The organism is Rhizobium tropici CIAT 899, from assembly GCF_000330885.1.
GTDB classification, from domain to species: domain Bacteria; phylum Pseudomonadota; class Alphaproteobacteria; order Rhizobiales; family Rhizobiaceae; genus Rhizobium; species Rhizobium tropici.
Genome location: NC_020059.1, coordinates 1,946,563 through 1,966,216, shown reverse-complemented (window position 1 = coordinate 1,966,216; position 19,654 = coordinate 1,946,563). Strand labels below are relative to the sequence as shown.

The 19,654-nt window shown below is 60.0% G+C and carries 18 protein-coding genes and 1 pseudogene; 10 read left to right on the top strand and 9 right to left on the bottom strand.

Features of this window, described 5'->3' with window-relative positions:
• Positions 1-62: 62 nt before the first annotated feature.
• Together RTCIAT899_RS09655 and RTCIAT899_RS09650 are read left to right on the top strand one after the other, a co-directional pair.
• Positions 63-863, top strand: a complete 801-nt coding sequence (locus RTCIAT899_RS09655; protein ID WP_015340037.1) for a DUF2189 domain-containing protein — start codon at positions 63-65, stop codon at positions 861-863.
• Between the two features lie 95 nt (positions 864-958).
• A complete protein-coding gene (locus RTCIAT899_RS09650; protein ID WP_015340036.1) occupies positions 959-1,474 on the top strand; it encodes a low affinity iron permease family protein in 516 nt (171 codons plus the stop codon).
• Here RTCIAT899_RS09650 and purB read toward each other — a convergent pair.
• The 4 genes from purB to RTCIAT899_RS09630 form a co-directional block, all read right to left on the bottom strand.
• Complete coding sequence (gene purB / locus RTCIAT899_RS09645) at positions 1,455-2,756, bottom strand: adenylosuccinate lyase (RefSeq protein ID WP_015340035.1); 1,302 nt, start codon at positions 2,754-2,756, stop codon at positions 1,455-1,457. The two genes, RTCIAT899_RS09650 and purB, sit on opposite strands and share 20 nt — an antisense overlap.
• 134 nt (positions 2,757-2,890) lie before the next feature.
• Entirely contained in the window at positions 2,891-3,304 is a 414-nt protein-coding gene (locus tag RTCIAT899_RS09640; RefSeq protein WP_312862796.1) for a hypothetical protein, read from the bottom strand.
• A 94-nt stretch (positions 3,305-3,398) separates the two neighbouring features.
• Positions 3,399-4,085, bottom strand: coding sequence for a ribulose-phosphate 3-epimerase (gene rpe, locus RTCIAT899_RS09635; RefSeq protein ID WP_015340033.1), 687 nt, complete (start codon positions 4,083-4,085; stop codon positions 3,399-3,401).
• 82 nt (positions 4,086-4,167) lie between these two features.
• Entirely contained in the window at positions 4,168-5,247 is a 1,080-nt protein-coding gene (locus RTCIAT899_RS09630; protein ID WP_015340032.1) for an ABC transporter substrate-binding protein, read from the bottom strand.
• Positions 5,248-5,415: 168 nt separating this feature from the next.
• Between RTCIAT899_RS09630 and RTCIAT899_RS09625 the strand changes: the two genes are divergently transcribed.
• The 7 genes from RTCIAT899_RS09625 to RTCIAT899_RS09595 are packed head-to-tail and all read left to right on the top strand — an operon-like array spanning position 5,416 to position 11,109.
• A complete protein-coding gene (locus RTCIAT899_RS09625) occupies positions 5,416-5,910 on the top strand; it encodes a flavin reductase (RefSeq protein ID WP_041677894.1) in 495 nt (164 codons plus the stop codon).
• A gap of 19 nt (positions 5,911-5,929) precedes the next feature.
• Entirely contained in the window at positions 5,930-6,859 is a 930-nt protein-coding gene (locus tag RTCIAT899_RS09620; protein ID WP_015340030.1) for an AAA family ATPase, read from the top strand.
• A gap of 3 nt (positions 6,860-6,862) precedes the next feature.
• Complete coding sequence (locus RTCIAT899_RS09615; RefSeq protein WP_015340029.1) at positions 6,863-8,110, top strand: vWA domain-containing protein; 1,248 nt, start codon at positions 6,863-6,865, stop codon at positions 8,108-8,110.
• A gap of 7 nt (positions 8,111-8,117) precedes the next feature.
• On the top strand, positions 8,118-8,447 hold the full coding sequence (locus RTCIAT899_RS09610) for an XdhC family protein (protein ID WP_015340028.1): 330 nt from the start codon (positions 8,118-8,120) through the stop codon (positions 8,445-8,447).
• Positions 8,447-9,154 (top strand): XdhC family protein, encoded by a 708-nt coding sequence (locus RTCIAT899_RS09605; RefSeq protein ID WP_015340027.1) that lies wholly within the window; start codon positions 8,447-8,449, stop codon positions 9,152-9,154. The genes RTCIAT899_RS09610 and RTCIAT899_RS09605 overlap by 1 nt, the downstream gene beginning before the upstream one ends.
• A complete protein-coding gene (locus tag RTCIAT899_RS09600) occupies positions 9,151-10,785 on the top strand; it encodes an NTP transferase domain-containing protein (RefSeq protein ID WP_015340026.1) in 1,635 nt (544 codons plus the stop codon). The genes RTCIAT899_RS09605 and RTCIAT899_RS09600 overlap by 4 nt, the downstream gene beginning before the upstream one ends.
• A 3-nt stretch (positions 10,786-10,788) precedes the next feature.
• Positions 10,789-11,109: a TfoX/Sxy family protein gene (locus RTCIAT899_RS09595; RefSeq protein WP_015340025.1), complete on the top strand. Its 321-nt coding sequence runs from the start codon at positions 10,789-10,791 to the stop codon at positions 11,107-11,109.
• A gap of 3 nt (positions 11,110-11,112) precedes the next feature.
• Here the strand turns inward: RTCIAT899_RS09595 and RTCIAT899_RS09590 are convergent, their stop codons facing one another.
• From RTCIAT899_RS09590 to RTCIAT899_RS09570, 5 genes and pseudogenes are all read right to left on the bottom strand, one after another.
• Positions 11,113-11,535 (bottom strand): NUDIX domain-containing protein, encoded by a 423-nt coding sequence (locus tag RTCIAT899_RS09590; protein WP_015340024.1) that lies wholly within the window; start codon positions 11,533-11,535, stop codon positions 11,113-11,115.
• Positions 11,536-11,602: 67 nt separating this feature from the next.
• Positions 11,603-13,120: a DEAD/DEAH box helicase gene (locus RTCIAT899_RS09585; RefSeq protein WP_015340023.1), complete on the bottom strand. Its 1,518-nt coding sequence runs from the start codon at positions 13,118-13,120 to the stop codon at positions 11,603-11,605.
• A 197-nt stretch (positions 13,121-13,317) separates the two neighbouring features.
• Positions 13,318-14,635: pseudogene (locus RTCIAT899_RS09580) on the bottom strand (peptidoglycan DD-metalloendopeptidase family protein).
• 115 nt (positions 14,636-14,750) lie between these two features.
• The gene (locus RTCIAT899_RS09575) at positions 14,751-15,581 is read right to left on the bottom strand and encodes a ferritin-like domain-containing protein (RefSeq protein WP_015340022.1); all 831 of its coding nucleotides are present in this window, start codon (positions 15,579-15,581) and stop codon (positions 14,751-14,753) included.
• 4 nt (positions 15,582-15,585) lie between these two features.
• On the bottom strand, positions 15,586-16,068 hold the full coding sequence (locus tag RTCIAT899_RS09570) for a peroxiredoxin (protein WP_015340021.1): 483 nt from the start codon (positions 16,066-16,068) through the stop codon (positions 15,586-15,588).
• A gap of 129 nt (positions 16,069-16,197) precedes the next feature.
• Here RTCIAT899_RS09570 and RTCIAT899_RS09565 point away from each other — a divergent pair, with 129 nt between their 5' ends.
• Positions 16,198-19,617: a YhdP family protein gene (locus RTCIAT899_RS09565; protein WP_015340020.1), complete on the top strand. Its 3,420-nt coding sequence runs from the start codon at positions 16,198-16,200 to the stop codon at positions 19,615-19,617.
• Positions 19,618-19,654 lie beyond the last annotated feature (37 nt).

Sequence of the window (19,654 nt, the reverse complement as noted above, 5' to 3'; positions counted from 1 at the left end):
TGACCCGTTTTGCCGCCATCTTGCACCGCCAACCGAGCGCCACGGTTGAGGAGGAGAGCATTATGACGGCCTTTCACGTCATGGCTGGAGCAGACCACACTTTTAAGCGTCCCGCCATCCGTAAGATCGCTATCGCCGATCTCGTCGATGCCCTGAAAATGGGACTGGACGATTTCAGCGAAAAACCATCGCATTATGTCTTCTTATGCCTGATGTATCCGATTGCCGGCATTGCCCTGGCGATATGGAGCACCGACCAAAATCTGCTGCCATTGCTGTTTCCGCTGATGTCCGGTTTTGCCCTGCTCGGCCCCTTGGCCGCGATCGGTCTCTACGAGATCAGCAGGCGGCGGGAAAAGGGGCTGGATACGTCGTGGAGCCATGCATTCGACGTGCGCTTCTCGTCGGCCTTGCCGTCGATCATTGTCGCCGGCCTCATGCTGTTCGGGCTCTTCATCGTCTGGCTCGTCGTGGCACAGAATATCTACTACATCTACTTCGGCGATGGTGTTCCGCCGACGCTGTCCTCCTTCATCTCGAGCGTGCTGACGACGCGCGAGGGCATGGTGATGATGTTCTGGGGCGATCTGATTGGCTTCATTTTCGCTCTCGTTTCGCTGGCGACAACGGTCATTACCTTCCAGCTGCTGCTGGACCGTGATGTCGGCGTCGTTGCCGCGATCGATGCCAGCATCCGGGCAACGCTCACCAATCCGGTTCCTGTTGCGGTATGGGGCCTGATCGTGACGGCGCTGCTCGTGATCGGTACTATCCCGATCTTTGCCGGGCTGGCCGTCGTCATGCCGGTCCTTGGCCATGCGTCCTGGCATCTCTATCGCAAGCTGGTTGCGGTTGAAGGCTAAGTGCTAGGTGCAACCCCACACGGGCGACGCGCCGCCATTGTTGGAACCGCGGCGCGGCTTCCTACGTTGATCCGCATCATAAGGAGATGCGGATCATGGCGCGACTTACCCATATTTTCACCCGTTTCGCAGTCGTGGTTTCGGAATGGACTGGCAAGCCGGTCATTTTCGTGCTGGCGCTGGCTTCGGTGGTTCTTTGGGGAGCCACCGGGCCAATCTTCGGTTACTCCGACACATGGCAGCTGGTCATCAACACCAGCACGACGATCGTCACCTTCCTGATGGTTTTCCTGCTCCAGAATGCGCAGACGCGCGATACGCGGGCCATCCAGGCCAAGCTCAACGAACTTATCCTGACGAGCGCGGCCGAGAACCGCTTTGTCGGGATCGAGAATCTTGACGAAGAGGATCTGAAGCACCTCGACCGGCTGGTCGAAAAGGCGGCAAAGCGCGAACCCGAACAACATCAGGGCAAGGCTGGCGAGAGCATCGAGCATGATCGCGCTATCGCGGCCACATCCGCCAACAACAGAGAAAGGCGGCGCGTCAGCCGCACCGCCTCAAGCAAAGCAAAATCGGAAACGGAAAACTCTAGCCGAAAACCCGCTTGAAGATCGTATCGACATGCTTGGTGTGATAGCCAAGGTCGAATTTTTCGCGGATATCTGCTTCCGAGAGAGCCGCACGCACTTCCTGGTCGGCCAGCAATTCCTCGAGGAAGTCCTTGCCTTCCTCCCAAACCTTCATGGCGTTGCGCTGGACGAGCCGATAGGAATCCTCGCGGGAGACGCCGGCCTGGGTCAGCGCCAGCAGCACGCGCTGCGAATGAACAAGCCCGCGGAACTTGTTCAGATTCTTCATCATATTGTCCGGGTAGACGAGAAGCTTGTCGATGACGCTTGTCATCCGGGCGAGCGCGAAATCGAGCGTGACGGTCGCGTCAGGGCCGATCATGCGTTCGACGGAGGAGTGCGAGATATCGCGCTCATGCCAGAGAGCGACATTTTCCATCGCCGGGATCGAATAGGAGCGGACCATGCGGGCGAGGCCCGTCAGGTTTTCCGTCAGGACCGGATTGCGCTTGTGCGGCATGGCCGACGAGCCCTTCTGGCCCGGCGAGAAATATTCTTCGGCTTCCAGAACTTCGGTGCGCTGCAGGTGGCGGATTTCGGTGGCGAGACGCTCGATCGAAGAGGCGACGACGCCGAGTGTTGCGAAGAACATCGCATGCCGGTCGCGGGGAATGACCTGGGTCGAAACCGGCTCCGGCTTCAGGCCGAGTGCGGCGGCGACATGCTCCTCGACGCGCGGGTCGATGTTGGCGAAGGTGCCGACGGCACCGGAGATCGCGCAGGTCGCGACTTCCTCGCGGGCGGCGATCAGGCGCTGCTTGCAGCGCTCGAATTCGGCATAGGCGAGCGCCAGCTTGACGCCGAAGGTCGTGGGTTCGGCATGAATGCCGTGCGAGCGGCCGATGGTGACGGTGTCCTTATGCTCGAAGGCACGACGCTTCAGGGCTTCCAGCAGCTTGTCGATATCGGCGAGCAGCAGGTCGCTGGCGCGCACGAGCTGGACGTTGAAGCAGGTATCGAGAACGTCGGAGGAGGTCATGCCCTGGTGCACGAAACGGGCGTCCGGTCCGACGATTTCGGCCAGATGCGTCAGGAAGGCGATGACGTCGTGCTTGGTGACGGCCTCGATCTCGTCGATACGTGCGACGTCGAAGGTCGCCTTGCCGCCCTTTTCCCAGATGGTGTCGGCTGCGGATTTCGGAATGACGCCGAGAGCGGCCAGCGCGTCGCAGGCATGGGCCTCGATCTCGAACCAGATACGGAATTTGGTTTCGGGAGACCAGATGGCGACCATTTCCGGTCGGGAGTAGCGCGGGATCATAGGCTCAAAGCTTTCTTGGCTGACGGAAAGGGAGAACTCGGCGCCCCCATAACAAAGACGGGCGGCAATCACAATGTTTCATGGGCACAATGTTTCATGGGCGCAATGTTTCATGGGCGCAATGTTTCGGGGCCTCAATCTCTCTGCCGCGCAAGATAGGCCGAAACAACGATCAGGCATAGCAGGCCGAGCGGCAAAAACAGGGCGAGGCCGAGGACGGCGAACTGGTAGACGGCGCTGGCGCCGGTGAACAGGAACTGGAAGATCCAGATGAGCGAGCCGAATGGTGCATGCCAGCGCGAATAGAACCAGCGATAGTCCATGGCGAAAAGGAAGGCCGTCATCGCCGCGGTGCCGATGGAGAGGGCCAGAAAGAAGGCGGCAAAACGCGCGCTGGTCGGCTGCTGAAGGGCAAAACGCCGGGTGAACGGCACAAGGATGGGCCAGGCGAGGGCACCGCCAAAGAAGTAGATGAGTGTGAGGGCGGTGATGTGGCTGGTCAGAAGGCCATTGCGAAAATAGAGGGTGACAAGTGCCGAGGCGGCCATGGCCGCGCCCCAGCCGATCGCGCCAGCGAAGACTTCCAAGCAATGCGAGGCGACGGTCCGTGCCCGGCCCGTCGCTATTAGAACGTTGGTTGGATTAGTTTGATCCAACGCGGCCTCGTTCGGCGGCCGCCCTGAGATCGCCTACCGTCTGACGGTAAGCCTCGACCGATTCGCCCTTGAAGATCGCCGAGCCAGCAACAAGGACGTTGGCACCGGAAGCGGTGATCAGAGGGGCTGTTTCAACCGAGACGCCGCCGTCGACTTCGAGTTCGATCGGACGATCACCGATCAGGGACTTGGCGCTGCGGATTTTATCAGCCATGGCAGGGATGAACTTCTGGCCGCCGAAGCCCGGATTGACCGACATGATCAGGATCAGGTCGATATCGTCGAGGACGTTTTCCAGCACGGAAAGCGGCGTTGCCGGATTGAGGGTGACACCGACCTTTTTGCCGAGATGGCGGATCGTCTGCAGCGAGCGGTGCAGATGCACGCCGGCTTCGGCATGGACCGTGATGCGGTCGCAACCAGCCTTGGCGAAGGCTTCCAGATAGGGATCGGCCGGCGAGATCATCAGATGGCAGTCGAAGGTAGCGGTCGTGTACGGACGCAATGCCTTGATGACATCGGCGCCGAAGGAGATGTTCGGCACGAAATGGCCGTCCATGACATCGAGATGGATCCAGTCGGCGCCGGCTTCGGTCACATCCTTGACTTCCTGCCCGAGCTTGGCGAAGTCGGCGGCGAGAATGGAAGGGGCAATACGGATCGGCAAGGTCATGGGTGGCTGAGCTCCAACTGATTATTTCGCGCCTGGATTAGCACCGCTGCAACGGGCAAACAACCGCCAGAACGGCTTGCCATCAGTTCGATGGCGTCACCGGCACGAAGGCGTTGCCACGCCATTCCAGCAGGCGATAGGGGTTTTCGGTCAATTCGTGGTTCTGTCCGAATGAGATTTGGCCGATCACCGTCTGGAAAACTGTCCCCACGAGCTTTTCGGCAATGGGTTTACTGTCCGCCTTGGCGCCATCGGCTGCCTGGCTGGAAATCTGAGCCGCTGCTGCTGCCGGTAGGGTATATCCGTCAGGTTCGATGCCGCCTGCGCGCATCGCCTGAACCGTGGGCTGGGCTGCCGGCAGGCTGGCATAGTCGGGCAGCGCGATTGCCTGCACACCCTCAAGCAAGGGAATGGGCTGATCTGCGGCACGCATGGCATCGCCACCCATCAGGACCAGCGGGACGTTCTCGCTCTTCGCGTCGCGGGCGATCACGGCGACATCGCTGCGGTCGCCGCCGACGAAGACGCGTGTTGCGCCTGCCTTCTTCAGTCGTCGCACGAGGGCGATCTGTTGGTCCTGTCCGGGACGATAGGTATCGGTGAAAACAGGCTTCAGACCTTTTTCCTCAAGCGCGTTGCGGATCGCGCCAACCAGTTCGCGGCCGTGTATCGTGCCGTCATCGATCAGCGCCATCGGCTCTGCCGCCCAGTTCTTCAAAATGGTATCGATTGCCACGGCCGCCTCGGCACTATCAACCGGCGCGAGACGAAAGAGCGGCCAACCATTTTTCAACGCGTCTTCCATGAGAATGCGCGAGCGAACGGAAACGGTGATGACAGGAATGCCGGCATCCTTGAGGCGCGGCAGCGCGCCCTCCAGGGTCTCCGTGCAGAGAAAGCCGATTGCGACTTGCGCTTTGGCAGCCACTAGCGCTTCAGCGGCGGCTCGGCCGCCATCCTCCGTACAAGGCTCGTTGACGACGGTGGCCATATCCTTTTGAGCCTGAATCTCGAAATTTGCGCCGGCTATTATCTCTGCCCCGAGCGTCGCGAAATTACCGTCCTGCGGTGCCACGACGCCGATGTGGATTCCAGCGGCATAGCTGCTGCCGGCTGCCGAAAGCAGCGCAAACAGGAGCGGAAGGCGACGCAGAACGTTCATCGATGGAGTATCCCGGACAATTTTCCTGCCCTATTTATCCGTCTCAAGGGCATCGTCAAAGAAAAAGCAGCAAAATCGCTCTGTTTTCAATAATGCTATTGTAGAAAAGCTAACACCTGACCGTCATATTGAATGACAGGCAAGCACGACTCAACAAAGGAGACGGTGGTGCTAGACAGGCAACGTATGGACCCGGCGCTTTATCGCGATGCCATGAGCCGTTATGCGGGGCATGTGCAGCTGGTGACGACCGCGCTAGGTTCGGAACGACGTGGTGTCACGATCACCGCCGCCTGTTCGGTGTCGGATAACCCGGCCACTGTTCTGATCTGTCTCAACAACAGCAATGCCAAGAACGAGATCTTCTTCAAAAGCGGCATCTTCGCCATGAATACGCTCGGCGCGGATCATCAAGCCCTGGCCGACGCCTTTTCCGGGAAGACACAACTGACCGTCGATGAACGTTTCGCTGCCGGCAGATTCGAGACGCTGGCCACGGGTGCGCCGGTGCTTGCCGATGCGCTCGCGGCCTTCGATTGCCGCGTGCTCGAGATCAAGCAGGCCTCTACGCACAACATCATCTTCGGCGAAGTGATGGCCATACGCTACAGCGAACCGAAGCCGGCACTCCTCTATATGAACCGGGGCTATCACACGCTATAACCCCTGCAAGGGAGTTATCATGGCGGATCAGACATTACCTTCGCTGCCGAGTTCGATCGATGAGACGATGTCGTTGCTCGGCGCTCATGACTATCTGGCCGGACGCGCGCTCGGCACCGTGCTTTTTCTTGCATTGAAGATGAAGCGGCCGCTCTTTCTGGAGGGCGAGGCCGGCGTCGGCAAAACCGAGATCGCCAAGGTCCTGGCGAAGGCGCTCGACCGGCCGCTCATCCGCCTGCAATGCTATGAGGGGCTGGATGTTTCCTCGGCCGTCTATGAATGGAACTATCCGGCGCAAATGCTGGAAATCCGCCTCGCTGAAGCGTCCGGCCTCACGGACCGGGACCGTATCGAGGCCGATATCTTTTCCGAGCGCTATCTGATCCGCCGGCCGGTGCTGCAGGCGTTGTCGACCGTTGGCGGTCGGGCGCCGGTCTTCCTGATCGATGAACTGGATCGCACCGACGAGGCTTTCGAGGCATTTCTGCTGGAAGTGCTGTCCGATTTTCAGGTGACGGTGCCGGAACTCGGAACCATCCGGGCCACCGAACCGCCCATCGTTATCATTACCACCAACAGAACGCGCGAGGTTCATGACGCCTTGAAACGGCGCTGTCTCTATCATTGGGTCGATTATCCTAAGGCCGAGCAGGAGTTGGAAATCATTCGCCGCAAGGCGCCCGGCTGCAACGAAGCGCTCTCGCGTCTGATCGTCGCCTATGTGCAGAGGCTGCGCACGCTCGACCTTTTCAAGAACCCGGGCGTCGCCGAAACGATCGACTGGGCGACTGCACTGACGGAACTTGACCGGCTGGCGCTCGATCCGGAGACGGTTTCGGATACGCTCGGCACCTTGCTGAAATATCAGGACGATATAGCCCGTATCCAAGGAGCCGAAGGCAAGCGTGTGTTGGATGAAGTGAAATCCGAACTGCTGGCGGCGGGGTGAGCCATGGAGCCGGGCGCGCAGGACGGCATCATTGTTGCGCCGTCACCACTCGGTGACGGGCGTCTTGCCGATAATATCGTGCTGTTCGGCCGGGCGCTGCGCAAGGCCGGGCTGAAGATCGGACCCGGCGCGATTGCCGACGCTATCGAGGCGGTCGAAGCCATCGGTATCGGCTCTCGCGAGGAGTTTCACGCCGCGCTCTGTTCCGTGTTCGTCAAACGGCATGAGGATTTGGCGGTCTTCGACGAGGCGTTCCGGCTGTTCTGGCGCTCGCGCGATCTCGTCGCCAAGATGATTGCGATGATGTCGCCGGTCGCACCCGACCATCGCGAGAAGGAAAAACCGAAGCCGGGCGAGAGCCGGGCAAGCGATGCCTTGCTCAGTGACCGTGACGAACGACGTCCGCAGCGCGAGGCGCCTGATATCGAAATAGATTCGCGATTTACCAGTTCCGGCAGTGAAGTACTGCGCCATCTGGATTTCGCCCAGATGTCGGCGGCGGAGATTGCCGTCGCCAAGAAGGAGCTGGAGAAGCTGCAACTGCCGCTGGACCGCGTGCGCACGCGCCGTTTCGCACCTTCACGCGCAGCGGCCAAGGTCGATCCACGCGCAACGATGCGCTTGGCGCTGCGGACGGGCGGAGCGTTGATCCTGCCACGCTTTCGAAGGCCGAAGGAAATTCAGCCGCCGCTGGTCGTGCTGGCCGATATCTCCGGCTCGATGAGCCAGTACACGCGCATCTTCCTGCATTTCCTGCACGTGCTGACCGAGCGGCGGCGGCGTGTTCATACATTTCTGTTCGGAACGCGCCTTACCAACGTGACCAGGGCAATGCGCCACAAGGACCCCGATCAGGCGCTGGACGAATGTGCGGCTGTTGTGCGCGACTGGTCGGGTGGAACGCGGATCGGCGAGACGCTGAAAGAGTTCAACAGGCTATGGGCGCGCCGGGTGCTCGGGCAGGGCGCGATCGTGCTGTTGATCACCGATGGGTTGGAGCGCGAAGGCGTGGAATTGCTCAGTGCGGAGATGGATCGCCTGCATCGCTCCTGTCGGCGGCTGATCTGGCTCAATCCGCTCCTGCGCTTCGAGGGTTTCGAGGCTCGGCCCCGTGGTGTAAAAGCAATGCTGCCGCATGTTGACGAATTCCGTCCCGTTCACAATCTATTATCTCTGGCCGATCTCGTATCGGCTCTCACCGCCGACCGCTCGGAGACTTATGATCCCAGGCGGTTTCTCGGCAAGCAATGAGGCTCCGATGTCTGATATATCCGAAAGTCTGGATCCGCTCGTGATCGCGGAGGAATGGGTGTCGGCAGGCCGCAACGTGGCCATGGCGACCGTTGTCGATACCTGGGGTTCGGCGCCACGCCCGTCCGGTAGCCATCTCGTTATCGATGGTGAGGGCAATTTTCATGGGTCGGTTTCTGGCGGCTGCGTCGAAGGTGCCGTCATCACCGAGGCACTTGACGTCATCGAAACGGGCAAGTCGCGCATGCTGGAATTTGGCGTCGCCGATGAGACCGCATGGCGGGTCGGTCTTTCCTGCGGCGGCCGCATCCGCGTCTATGTCGAAAGGCTCGGCTGATGGACCGGCAGATACTGGCGCGGCTGAACGAGATGCGGCGCAAGCGGCAGGCGGCGATCCTTGTTACCGATCTCTCCGGAGGCCCGGATCGGCTTATCGTCGAAGGCGATGCGCTGGAAGGTGCACTTGCGGATGCCACTTCAGCGGCATTTCGTTCGGGCAAGTCCACAGCGCTTGATATCGATGGGCAGAACCTGTTCTTCAACGTGCATCTGCCACCGCCGCGCATCGTTATCATCGGCGCTGTGCATATCAGCCAGGTTCTGGCGCGGATGGCGGCCCTTGCCGGCTTCGATGTGACGATTATCGATCCGCGCACCGCCTTTGCCACGCCGGAACGCTTCGAAGGCATCGATCTCATCGCCGACTGGCCCGTCGATGCGCTGAAAGAGCGGCCGCTCGATAGCTATATGGCGCTAGTTGCGGTGACCCATGATCCCAAGATCGACGATGAGCCGATTATTCAGGCGCTAAAGACGGGCTGTTTCTACGTCGGCGCCCTCGGCAGTCGCAAGACGCATGCCGGCCGCCTGGAGCGCTTGAGGCGGGAAGGCTTGAGCGAAGCCGAGCTTGCCAGCATCCACGCGCCGATAGGGCTCGCGATCGGCGCCGCAAGCCCGGCCGAAATTGCCGTCGCCATTCTGGCAGAGATTATCGCCTCGCTTCGTGGACGCGATGTCTCGTCGCCAAAGGGCGTTGCGCCATGATCTTCGGTGAGTTCTTGACGGCGGAGGCGGAGGGCGCGGTTCTCGCGCATTCAATCCGGCTGACCAATGGCAGTTTTTCCAAGGGACATCGGCTTGGCGGCGAAGATATAAAGCAACTCGCCGCTGCCGGAATTGACCGTGTTATCGCTGTGCGCATCGAACCGGGCGATCTCATGGAAGACGAGGCGGCCGAGCAATTGGCCCGAGCTGTCGCGCCCGATCATCTGAGGTTCTCTGAAGCAGCGACAGGGCGGGTGAATGTTTACAGTGCCGTTGACGGTCTGTTCGTTGCGGATCGCATGGCGGTCGATCGGATCAACAGTCTCGACCCGGCGATCACCCTTGCCTGTCTTGCAGACCATGTACCTGTGCGAGCCGGCGACATGGTGGCGACCTTCAAGATCATTCCGCTTGCCGTTTCCGGAGCCAAAATCGCTGCTGGTATTGAAATTCTCCGGCGGATGCCGGTTTTCGAGGTCAAGCCCTTCATGCCGCATGCCGTTTCGCTTGTCGCCACGGAACTGCCATCGCTGAAGGCCTCGGTCATGGACAAGACTGCACGTATCCTTTCGCAGCGGCTGCAGCCTTCGGGCAGCGTGCTGCAGCGGGAAGAGCGTGTTGCCCATAGAGCGGCCGATGTTTCCGGCGCGATCCGTCGCGCTCTCGCGGCCCAGGATCGGCTTGCGAAACTGGTAATCGTTTTCGGGGCTTCGGCGGTCATCGATGCCGGCGATGTCATTCCGGCGGCGATCCGGCTTGCCGGCGGCGAGGTCATTCAGGTCGGCATGCCCGTCGATCCGGGCAATCTACTGGTGCTGGGCAGAGTGGGCGACGTTTATGTCGTCGGGGCGCCGGGATGCGCGCGCAGCCCGAAGGAGAATGGCTTCGACTGGGTGCTGGATCGTATATTAGCCGGCGAACGACCAGCGCCGCAGGATATCAGCGGCATGGGCGTTGGTGGGCTGCTCATGGAAATTCAATCACGCCCACGGCCGCGTGACATCGTCAACAAACCGCCGTCGGCGATATCGGTTGCCATCGTCCTACTGGCTGCAGGAAAGGCAAGCCGCATGGGCGAGGGTGGCTCGCACAAGCTTCTGGCGGAATTCGAAGGCGTGCCGCTGGTACGCCGTTCGGCATCCATCGCCATCGCAAGCGGCGCATCGGATATCGTTGTCGTCACAGGGCACCGGCGCGATGAGATCGAAACCGCACTAAGTAGTCTCGCCGTCGAGGTCGTACTCAATCCGGATTACGCCTCGGGGATGGCGAGTTCGCTGGTCGCCGGTGTCGGTACGCGGGCGGCTCAAAAGGCCGATGGCGTCCTTGTCATGCTCGCCGACATGCCCGGTGTCACCAGCAGCGATCTGAAAGCCTTGATATCAGCCTTCCGTGGGGCGAACGGCCAGGCGATCGTGCGGGCGGTATCGGGCGGCAAGCGTGGCAATCCCGTTATCCTGCCGCGCTCCGTGTTGAACGCCGTGATGCGGCTGGAGGGTGATGTCGGCGCCCGGCATATTATCGAGACATCGGGGCTTCCGGTCATTGATGTCGAGATCGGCGAGGCGGCACATCTCGACGTCGATACGCCCGAAGCCGTTGTCGCGGCCGGTGGGATTTTGAAGGGGTAGAGAATGGACAATATCGATATCGAGGAGATGTTTCAGTCGCTCGGGCCGATCACCATCAAACGGATGTTCGGCGGCAAGGGCATCTACCATATGGGTCGGATCCTGGCGCTCGAAGTGGATGACGAAATTCTTCTGAAGGCAGACGATGCCAGCGCTTCCGAATTCGAAGCGGCAGGCGCTCGGCGCTGGGCTTACGAGGGCAAGAAAGGTAAAGCCGTCAATATGCCCTATTGGTCGATACCCGACGATGCGTTCGATAACCCGGATGAAATGGCGCGTTGGGTGCGGCTTGCCTATGAGGCTGCACTTCGCGCCGACAAGTAGGCGTCAGCGAAAGTCTTCTTCGCTCAAATGGGCGATGGTTGCCTTGGCGAACTCGGAAAGCTGAGCCGGCAATTCGTTTCGGCCAAACCAGCCGAAATCGGAGAGCTTGTCGGGTTCCATCAGCCGTGGTTCGCCGGAAAAGTCGCGGCAGATGTAGATGAGCGAGATCCAGTGCTGCCGATCGGCCTCGATGATGACTTCCTCAGTGCAGAGATAATCGATTTCACCGATGGAGAGGCCGCTTTCCTCTTCGGCTTCGCGAACGGCGGCGCTGGCCGCCGGCTCCATATAATCCACCTTGCCACCGACGATACTCCAGCATCCGGCTTCCGGTGCCTTGAGGCGTCGGTAGAGCAATAGCTTGCCGTCCCGCAAGATTGCGAGACCGGTTCCCAGTCCTGGGAAATCGATGCCGGGCTTGCCCAATATTCAGATCCCGAAGTTGGACGCAGCATCTCGCTAGCCGATTCGCTGCGTATCTGAACTGGATATATCAGGCCTTGGCGTTTGCCACGATGAGCATGAAAGCCGGGATATCGTCGCCGAAGCCGACCGGTGTCGGACCGTCATCGTGGTCACGATAGCGGTTGCGGCGTTCGCGATTGTCGTCGTTTGCAGCGGGGAACGGCCGGTTGTTATTGCGAGAACCGTTGTGGGACCTGTTGTTGTTCTCAGATTTGCGCTCGTTTCTCACGCTTTCGGCCTTTGCTGGTGCTGCTTCGATCGCTACGACGCCATTATCTTCGACGTCGATATCAGATTTATGACTCGAGGCGCTCCGGCCTCCGCGGCTGCGATCCCGATCGCGGCCCTTGCTCTTCGGGTCCCGGCGGCGGGAGGAACGATTGTCATCCCCGCTCTCCTCCGCTGGCGGAAGTGCCGAAAGGTCGCCATTCAGCCACTGGACATCTTCGCCGATCAGCTTCTCAATGGCGTCGACATGCTTGGTGTCGCGCTTCGTCACGATAGTGAATGCAGCGCCGGAGCGACCGGCGCGACCGGTGCGGCCGATACGATGGACATAGTCTTCCGAATGGATCGGAACATCGAAATTGAAGACGTGACCGACATCGGGAAGATCGAGACCCCGAGCTGCGACGTCGGAGGCGACGAGAAGCTGGATCTGTCCGTCCCGGAAGTTCTGCAACATCGTCGTGCGCGAACGCTGATCCATGTCGCCGTGCAACGCGCCAACAGAAAAGCCGTGGCGTTCGAGCGAGCGGAAGAGATCGGCCACATCCTTCTTGCGATTGCAGAAGATGATCGCGTTCTTCAGATCCGTCTGGGCGCGGACAAGATCGCGCAGCGTGGCGCGCTTCTCGTAATCCTTGCCATGCGAGGCAACGAAGCGCTGCGTCACGGTCTTGGCGGTCGATGCCGGCTTGGCGACTTCGACGCGCTCCGGGTTCTGCAGGAAGCGGTCGGCCAGCTTCTGAATTTCCGGCGGCATGGTTGCCGAGAAGAACAGCGTCTGGCGCGTAAATGGGATGAGCTTGGCGATGCGCTCGATGTCGGGGATGAAACCCATGTCGAGCATGCGGTCGGCTTCGTCGATGACGAAAATCTCGACGGCGCTCATCAGCAGCTTGCCCCGTTCGAAATGATCCAGCAGGCGGCCGGGCGTGCAGATCAGCACATCCGCACCACGCTCAAGCTTGCGGTCCTGCTCTTCGAAGGAAACGCCGCCGATCAGAAGGGCGATGTTCAGGCGGTGGTTCTTGCCGTATTTCTCGAAGTTTTCGGCGACCTGCGCGGCGAGCTCGCGCGTCGGCTCCAGAATGAGCGTGCGCGGCATACGAGCGCGAGCGCGTCCCTTTTCGAGCAGCGTCAGCATCGGCAGCACGAAGGACGCGGTCTTGCCGGTCCCCGTCTGGGCAATGCCGCAGATGTCGCGGCGCTGAAGCGCAAAGGGAATTGCACCGGCCTGGATAGGAGTCGGTGTGGTGTAGCCCGCGTCAGTCACCGCGGAAAGGACTTTTTGGCTCAGGCCAAGGTCAGCAAATGTTGTCAAAGGGAAATCTAATTCCGTCTTGGTTCAGTCGAACACCATGAGTCGACACACAGGAGCGTGCCGCAATGCAGCGCGACATAGAACCAAATACCCGTGAAGTCAAGGAAAGCAGGCGCTTCAACAGCCTCGAAGTTCATTCATAACGCAATTTTTGGATTAGTGCCATCTTTGTTGCGCGTTTGTCACAATTCCGGCAGCTAAATTGCGCCCAATCCGCTGATGTAACTTGCAAGTTTCGTGCCGGCACCAATGAAATACATCGGGTCTATGGCATGTCCGTTCTCGCGCACTTCATAATGCAGATGCGTTCCTGTCGAGCGCCCGGTGCTGCCGGCAAGACCGATCGCATCGCCGGCGCCGACCTTGTCGCCCACTTTGACGAGCACCTGTTCCATATGCCCATAACGGGTAGAGATGCCGTCGCCGTGGTCGATCTCTACCATGTTGCCGTAGCCGCCAGTCCAGCCCGCCGAAACCACCTTGCCGGGGGCGGTGGCCTTGATCTTCTCACCGGGACTGAAATGGAAATCCGTGCCGGTGTGGAGGGCCAGCGTACCAAAGAAGGGATCCTTGCGGTTACCGAAAGGGCTGGTGATAAGCTTGCCCGGCGCCGGGTTGCGGAAAGGCAGGCTTTCGGCTGCGCCTCGCACTGATTCCAGATGTGTCAAGGCGGTATCGAGCTCCGCCATGGATCGCTCGAACTGGTCGATATTCTCAGGCGGCACATAAGGGCCGCCCACACCGCTATCCATATCTTCACGCGCGATGCCCGCGATCTCGTTCGGCACCTTGATGCCGACATTCTGCATGATCGACTGGATCGAAGTGGCGGTTTCGGATGCATCGGCAGTGAGATTGCGGATGCGGGACAATTGATCCTGTTCGATATGCTTCAGCGAGAGGGTCACCTTGGAGAAAACCCGATCGGCGCGGTCGGCGACAGTTTCGGGGGGCGGGGACGTAGGCAAGCGTGGAGTTGTCGGGCGTGGCGTCAGCCGGCTTGCCGCTCATGAGAAGCTTTTCGATCGCCTTGGGTGACGTCAGCTGGGCATGTTCATTTTTGGGCGCGGCAGAGTTGGCATCCGTATGCGCGTTCTTGTCGGTCAGGCCGGAGTTCTCTGCCCGGTCGAGAAGAGTGCTGAGCTTGCCGTTGCGTGAGGAGAGTTGCTGCTGCTGTTCGATCAGCTTGTCGACCTTCTCCTCCACGACCTGCTGATCCAGGAGTTGACGCGAGGTAACACGGTCGACCTGCGCCCGCAGCGCGGCGATGCGATCTTCATAGTCATATTGCATGCGCGCCTGGCGAGCCATCGTCGCGCCGATGAGATCGTCGCGAAGTACAAGGTAGGAGGTTGCAAGCAGATAGCCGATCGAGAAGACCCCGACCATGCAGACGGCAACGGCAGCCATCCACGGGCGCACGGTCATATGGCGCACGGTATCGCCGCTCGCCAGAATAATGGTGTGATGTCGCTGTTGCTTGCCGAAAACCCGGTTTTGAGGCTTGGCTGTCACCGAGAATCTCCCAATCGGTGCGTATTGGCACCCAAGGGAAGTACACGGCATTATGGTTAACGAATGCTTTCTTTTGCAGTATTAGATGCTGGAAAAGCTGCTTGTTATCAGTATATCAAGCATTGCTTGTAGACGTCAGGGAACGGTAGAAGGATGGCGTCAACCCGGCTTCCGCCCGCGCGATGTCATTGAAGGGAGCTTTCAGCGAACCACGGAAATTGGCGCGCACCAGCTCCTGGAAGGTTCGGGCCGGATCGCGCTTTTCCCGCGCGCACAGGAAGCGGAACCATTTGGCGCCGACGGCGACATGGCCTTTCTCGTCATTGTAGATGACGTCGAGTACGGCGGCGCTCTCCAGATCGCCGGTTTCGCGCATCTTGGCCTGCAGCGCCGGCGTCACGTCAAGGCCCCTGGCTTCGAGAATCAGTGGTACCACGGCCAAGCGGGCTGTGAGATCGGTGCGGGTCGCATGGGCAGCCTGCCAGAGGCCGTCATGGGCGGGCAGATCGCCATAATCCGCGCCGAGTTCGCGCAGGCGAGCCCGCACCATGCGAAAATGCTTGGCTTCCTCGAAGGCGACCTGCATCCAGCCGTCGAAGAAGGAGTTGGGGACCGGTCCTGTCGCAAAACGCGCGACGATATCGAGCGCCAGATCGACGGCATTCAGCTCGATATGGGCAATGGCATGCAGGAGCGCAATGCGGCCTTTCAGCGTATGCAGCGAGCGCTTCTCCATGTTTTTCGGCGGCACCAGCAGCGGCTTTTCCGGCCGTCCAGGTCGATCGGCGAGCGGCGGGTCGAGCGGCGAACGCAGCGACAGGGTGCGCGCAAACCAGCGGTTTGCCGATTCCTGGGCGAGCTCGGTCTTGCGATCGAGATCGGCCGAGCGGATCGCGGCGATGGCGCCGCCGCGCAGCGACGTGATGGTTTCGGGACTGCCGGACATGCCTTCAGAGTTCCTTGGCCGCGGCCAGAACGGTTTCGGCGTGTCCAGCAACCTTGACCTTGTCCCATATTGCAGCGACGCGCCCATCGGCGCCAATCAGGAAGGTCGAGCGCACCACACCCATATAGGTGCGGCCATACATGCTCTTTTCGCGCCAGACGCCGTAGGCCATTGCCATGGTCTTTTCCTCGTCTGAGGCAAGCGGCACGGAAAGCGCATGTTTCTTGACGAATTTTTCATGGCTTTTCACCGTGTCAGGCGAGACGCCGAGGAGGGCGACGCCGAGTCTTGCGAAATCGGCAGCAAACGCCGTGAAGGTAATCGATTCGGTCGTGCAGGCGGTGGTGTCATCCTTGGGATAGAAATAAATTACCAACGGCTTTCCGGCAAAATCGGCAAGGCGAACGCGATCGCCGCCGTCGCGTGGAAGATCGAAATCCGGTGCCTTGTCGCCTATGCCGAGTTGAACTGGAAAAACTTCCGCCACGGGAAAACCTTTCTTTTGCCGGTTTTTTAGATGACACTTGAGGGAAGGCATATATACTGCTCGCGTGTGCCGTCCAATGGGACGCAGCGTCACCAACAAAATTGTAGAGAGCGAAAGGCACGCGCAGGAGTGATCCGAGGCGAAAAGATAACATTCCGCAAAAAGGATCTCGTGCCGCTCGACAATCTGCCGTCCGCCCAAGCCGAAGATCCGTTGATCGTGCATGTGCCGGAGCGCGTTCGCCGCCGCCGCTCGCATGTCTGGCATGTTTGCCGTATCACACTGGTTTTCTTTGCTTTTCTCGCCATCATTCTCGGTGCTGTCATAGCGACCATCGAAAGCGGCATCTTCGATGCGCCGTTGTCGCAGAAGGCGCAGACGGCGCTCGATCATGCCATCGGCCCACGTTACAAGGCAGAGGTGGGCGCGACCGTGGTCCGATTTACCTCCGATCTCCGCCTGGCGTTGGAGGCACGTGACGTCAACGTCGTCGACCAGGAGAGCGGCAAGCATCTGTCGACGATGTCGGCCGTCAACATGGAGCTTGACCCCCTGGCCCTCATCGAAGGCCGGGTGGAAGTGGCAAGTGTCGCGGCAGAGGGGATCGCGCTCGATACCTCGCTGCTGCCGCAAGGCGACCCGGTGGATTTGACTGCCCTGCGCGTTGATGCCTTGCCCAAGGCCTTGAATGCGGCTTTCGACAATCTCGACTTTCTCGAACATTTCGTCCAGCGAGGCGGCACGAATTCCGTGCGTATTTCCGGCTTCTCCATGAAGCTGGCGCGGCAGGAAGGCGAACCGATCTCGCTTGTCGTCGATAATCTGACCTTCGAGCGCACTGCACCGAATTCTCTGCATCTCTACGGCGAGGTGGCGATCAATGGTTCCGTAGCGCTTCTGGATGTGCGTGCGGATCAAAAGGAGGCCGGTCGCAGCTCTTCGCTCGCGGCCAGGATATCCAATCTCGACCTCAAGCCGCTCACGATGGCCTATGATCCGAATGGTACGCCCCGACAGGGCTTCACGACCTTCGGGGACATTACGCTTTCGGCGGTCAAAGGAGAGGCGGGTGTAGATCCGAAGCTGAGTGCCACCGTCAAAGTTCAGCCCGGCACCCTCTATATGGACCATGATCCGCAGGAGCTGACGCAGGCCAATATCAACCTGGCCTACAATTTCGATCACCAGACCCTGGAGATTGCTCCCTCCAATGCACAGTTCCTCGGGACGACCGTGCCGTTCTCCGGCGCGCTGATCGATCTCGACCGCGTCGACGCCAATGCAGGGAAGGGTTTTGGCATCGACTTCGTGATCAAGGATGGGGTAGCCGCCTCGTCTCTGTCAGGGGAGAAGCCAATCAGCTTCGACGGTCGTGCTACCGGCCGGTTCTTTTCGGCGACCAAGGAATTCCAGTTCGATAATCTCGGCATATCGACACCACAAGGCGCGCTTTTCGGCTCCCTGCACATGAAGCTCGGCGACAGTTCGCCTGAGATCAGTTTCGGCGGCCGCGCGGACAAGCTCGACACGGCTGCCGTCAAGCAGCTATGGCCGTTCTGGATGGCCTCGAAACCTCGAACCTGGGTCGAGGGCAATCTCTTCGGCGGATCGGTGACCAACGCCGTCATATCCGTTTTCATTCCGGCTGGCCGGCTGCGTGAAGCATCACAGACCGGTAAGCTGCAGCTTGGCAAGAATGAGCTGCATATCGCCTTCGACATCGATGGCGCGCGGATGAATGTCCCGGGCGAAATCCCGCCATTGCGCGACACCAAGGCCCATTTCGATCTGACCGGTCCGAATATGGTGGTCGATATCGCCTCGGCGACCTCCTACTTCTCCACCGGGCGCACGATCACGCTGAGCGACAGCAGCTTTTCGATCCCGGCGACCTACGATAAGCCGCTGATGGCCGATCTCGATTTGACGATTTCAGGCTCCGGCGACGCCATCGGCGAACTTCTGAGCTACAAGCCTCTGGAGGTCCTGCAGCGGACCGAATTCAAGCCGGAGGATTTCAATGGCAAGATCGTCGCCAAGGTCGATGCCAGGATCGGGCTGATCAAGGATCAGCAGCCGCCTCCGCCGGAGTGGCGGGCGACGCTTGATCTCGACAATGTCGATCTGCTGAAGCCGATGAACAATCGCAAGATCGACAATCTGACTGGCGTGATTTCGGCCGATCCGCAATCCGTGCATCTGCAAGCCCAGGCTCAGATCGATGGCATTCCCGCCCAGATCGACATGGTCGAGCCGACCGACAGCAAGTCGACCGTCAAGCGCGCCCGGGTGATCACGGCAACGCTGACCGATGCGCAGCGCAACACCGTTCTGCCTGGACTTCGCGATATGATCGACGGGCCTGTCAAAGTGGAATTGACGCGCATTGATGACGATCGTCAGGGCGTGAAGGTCGATCTCGGCAAGGCGGCGCTGACCGTTCCCTGGATCGGCTGGTCAAAGGGCAGCGGCATTGCGGCGACTGCACAGTTCGAAGCATCCGGCCCGGACAGCCAGACGGCGCTCAAGAATTTCACGCTCAAGGGTGATGGCTTCGGCGCCAGCGGCGATCTTCTGATCAGCAAGGGGAGCCTTACATCGGCGAGTTTCACGAGCGTGAAACTTTCGGCGCTCGACGATTTCGCGCTTTCGCTCAAGCGGAGCAAAAGCGGCGGTTATGACGTCGCCGTATCGGGAAATTCCGCTGACATAAGACCGATCCTCGCGCGCTTGAAGGCATCCACATCGGGCGGACAGCAGAGTTCAAACGGGGATGGTTCGGCGAGCGCGACGGTTCGCGCCAATCTCGACAAGGTCATAGGCTTCAATGACGAGACGATCGGCAATGTCAAAGGCGTTTATTCGATCTCGGGCGGCAAGACGACGGCTGCTGATTTTTCGGGTTTGACCCGTAGCGGCGAAGCGCTCGTCACCCAGATGAGCAAAGGGGCCAACGGCGTCATCCGTATCACGAGCGGCGATGCAGGCGCCGTTGCGCGCTTCACCGACCTCTACAAGCATTTGCAGGGTGGGCTGCTCAATCTGTCGCTGCGCTCGATCGGGCAGGATGACTGGGACGGCTCGCTCGATATCCGCAACTTCTCCATCATCGATGACAAGAAACTCTCGACCATCGTGTCGACGCCAAGCGGGAAGAACGGCAAGAGCCTGAATTCGGCGGTGAAACAGAATATCGATACGCGTTCGCAGAGCTTCGAGCGCGGCTTTGCGCGTTTGGTAATGCGCGATGGGGTGCTCTCCGTCGAGAACGGCGTGGTGCGTGGTGTGCAGGTCGGAGCGACGTTCCAGGGCGTATTGAAGGACGCCAGTGGCAAGATGGACATGACGGGAACCTTCATGCCCGCCTACGGCCTGAACCGGCTGTTCGCGGAAGTTCCGATCGTCGGCTTCATCCTGGGCAATGGCAGCGATCGCGGTCTGATCGGCATCACCTTCAGGCTGACTGGTACGATCGAGAAATCGAACCTGCAGATCAATCCTCTCTCGATCATCGCACCGGGCGTTTTCAGGCAGATATTTGAATTTTGAATATTGAGGCGGATGGTGCTAAGGCCTCCGTCTTTCG

Excerpts from the sequence above, each read along its gene's own strand:
- RTCIAT899_RS09620 (WP_015340030.1), top strand. The coding sequence starts at position 5,930 with ATGGCGGATCAGACATTACCTTCGCTGCCGAGTTCGATCGATGAGACG.
- RTCIAT899_RS09605 (WP_015340027.1), top strand. The coding sequence starts at position 8,447 with ATGGACCGGCAGATACTGGCGCGGCTGAACGAGATGCGGCGCAAGCGG.
- RTCIAT899_RS09600 (WP_015340026.1), top strand. The coding sequence starts at position 9,151 with ATGATCTTCGGTGAGTTCTTGACGGCGGAGGCGGAGGGCGCGGTTCTC.
- RTCIAT899_RS09610 (WP_015340028.1), top strand. The coding sequence starts at position 8,118 with ATGTCTGATATATCCGAAAGTCTGGATCCGCTCGTGATCGCGGAGGAA.
- RTCIAT899_RS09615 (WP_015340029.1), top strand. The coding sequence starts at position 6,863 with ATGGAGCCGGGCGCGCAGGACGGCATCATTGTTGCGCCGTCACCACTC.
- RTCIAT899_RS09640 (WP_312862796.1), bottom strand. The coding sequence starts at position 3,304 with ATGGCCGCCTCGGCACTTGTCACCCTCTATTTTCGCAATGGCCTTCTG.
- purB (WP_015340035.1), bottom strand. The coding sequence starts at position 2,756 with ATGATCCCGCGCTACTCCCGACCGGAAATGGTCGCCATCTGGTCTCCC.
- rpe (WP_015340033.1), bottom strand. The coding sequence starts at position 4,085 with ATGACCTTGCCGATCCGTATTGCCCCTTCCATTCTCGCCGCCGACTTC.
- RTCIAT899_RS09595 (WP_015340025.1), top strand. The coding sequence starts at position 10,789 with ATGGACAATATCGATATCGAGGAGATGTTTCAGTCGCTCGGGCCGATC.
- RTCIAT899_RS09650 (WP_015340036.1), top strand. The coding sequence starts at position 959 with ATGGCGCGACTTACCCATATTTTCACCCGTTTCGCAGTCGTGGTTTCG.
- RTCIAT899_RS09575 (WP_015340022.1), bottom strand. The coding sequence starts at position 15,581 with ATGTCCGGCAGTCCCGAAACCATCACGTCGCTGCGCGGCGGCGCCATC.
- RTCIAT899_RS09655 (WP_015340037.1), top strand. The coding sequence starts at position 63 with ATGACGGCCTTTCACGTCATGGCTGGAGCAGACCACACTTTTAAGCGT.
- RTCIAT899_RS09630 (WP_015340032.1), bottom strand. The coding sequence starts at position 5,247 with ATGAACGTTCTGCGTCGCCTTCCGCTCCTGTTTGCGCTGCTTTCGGCA.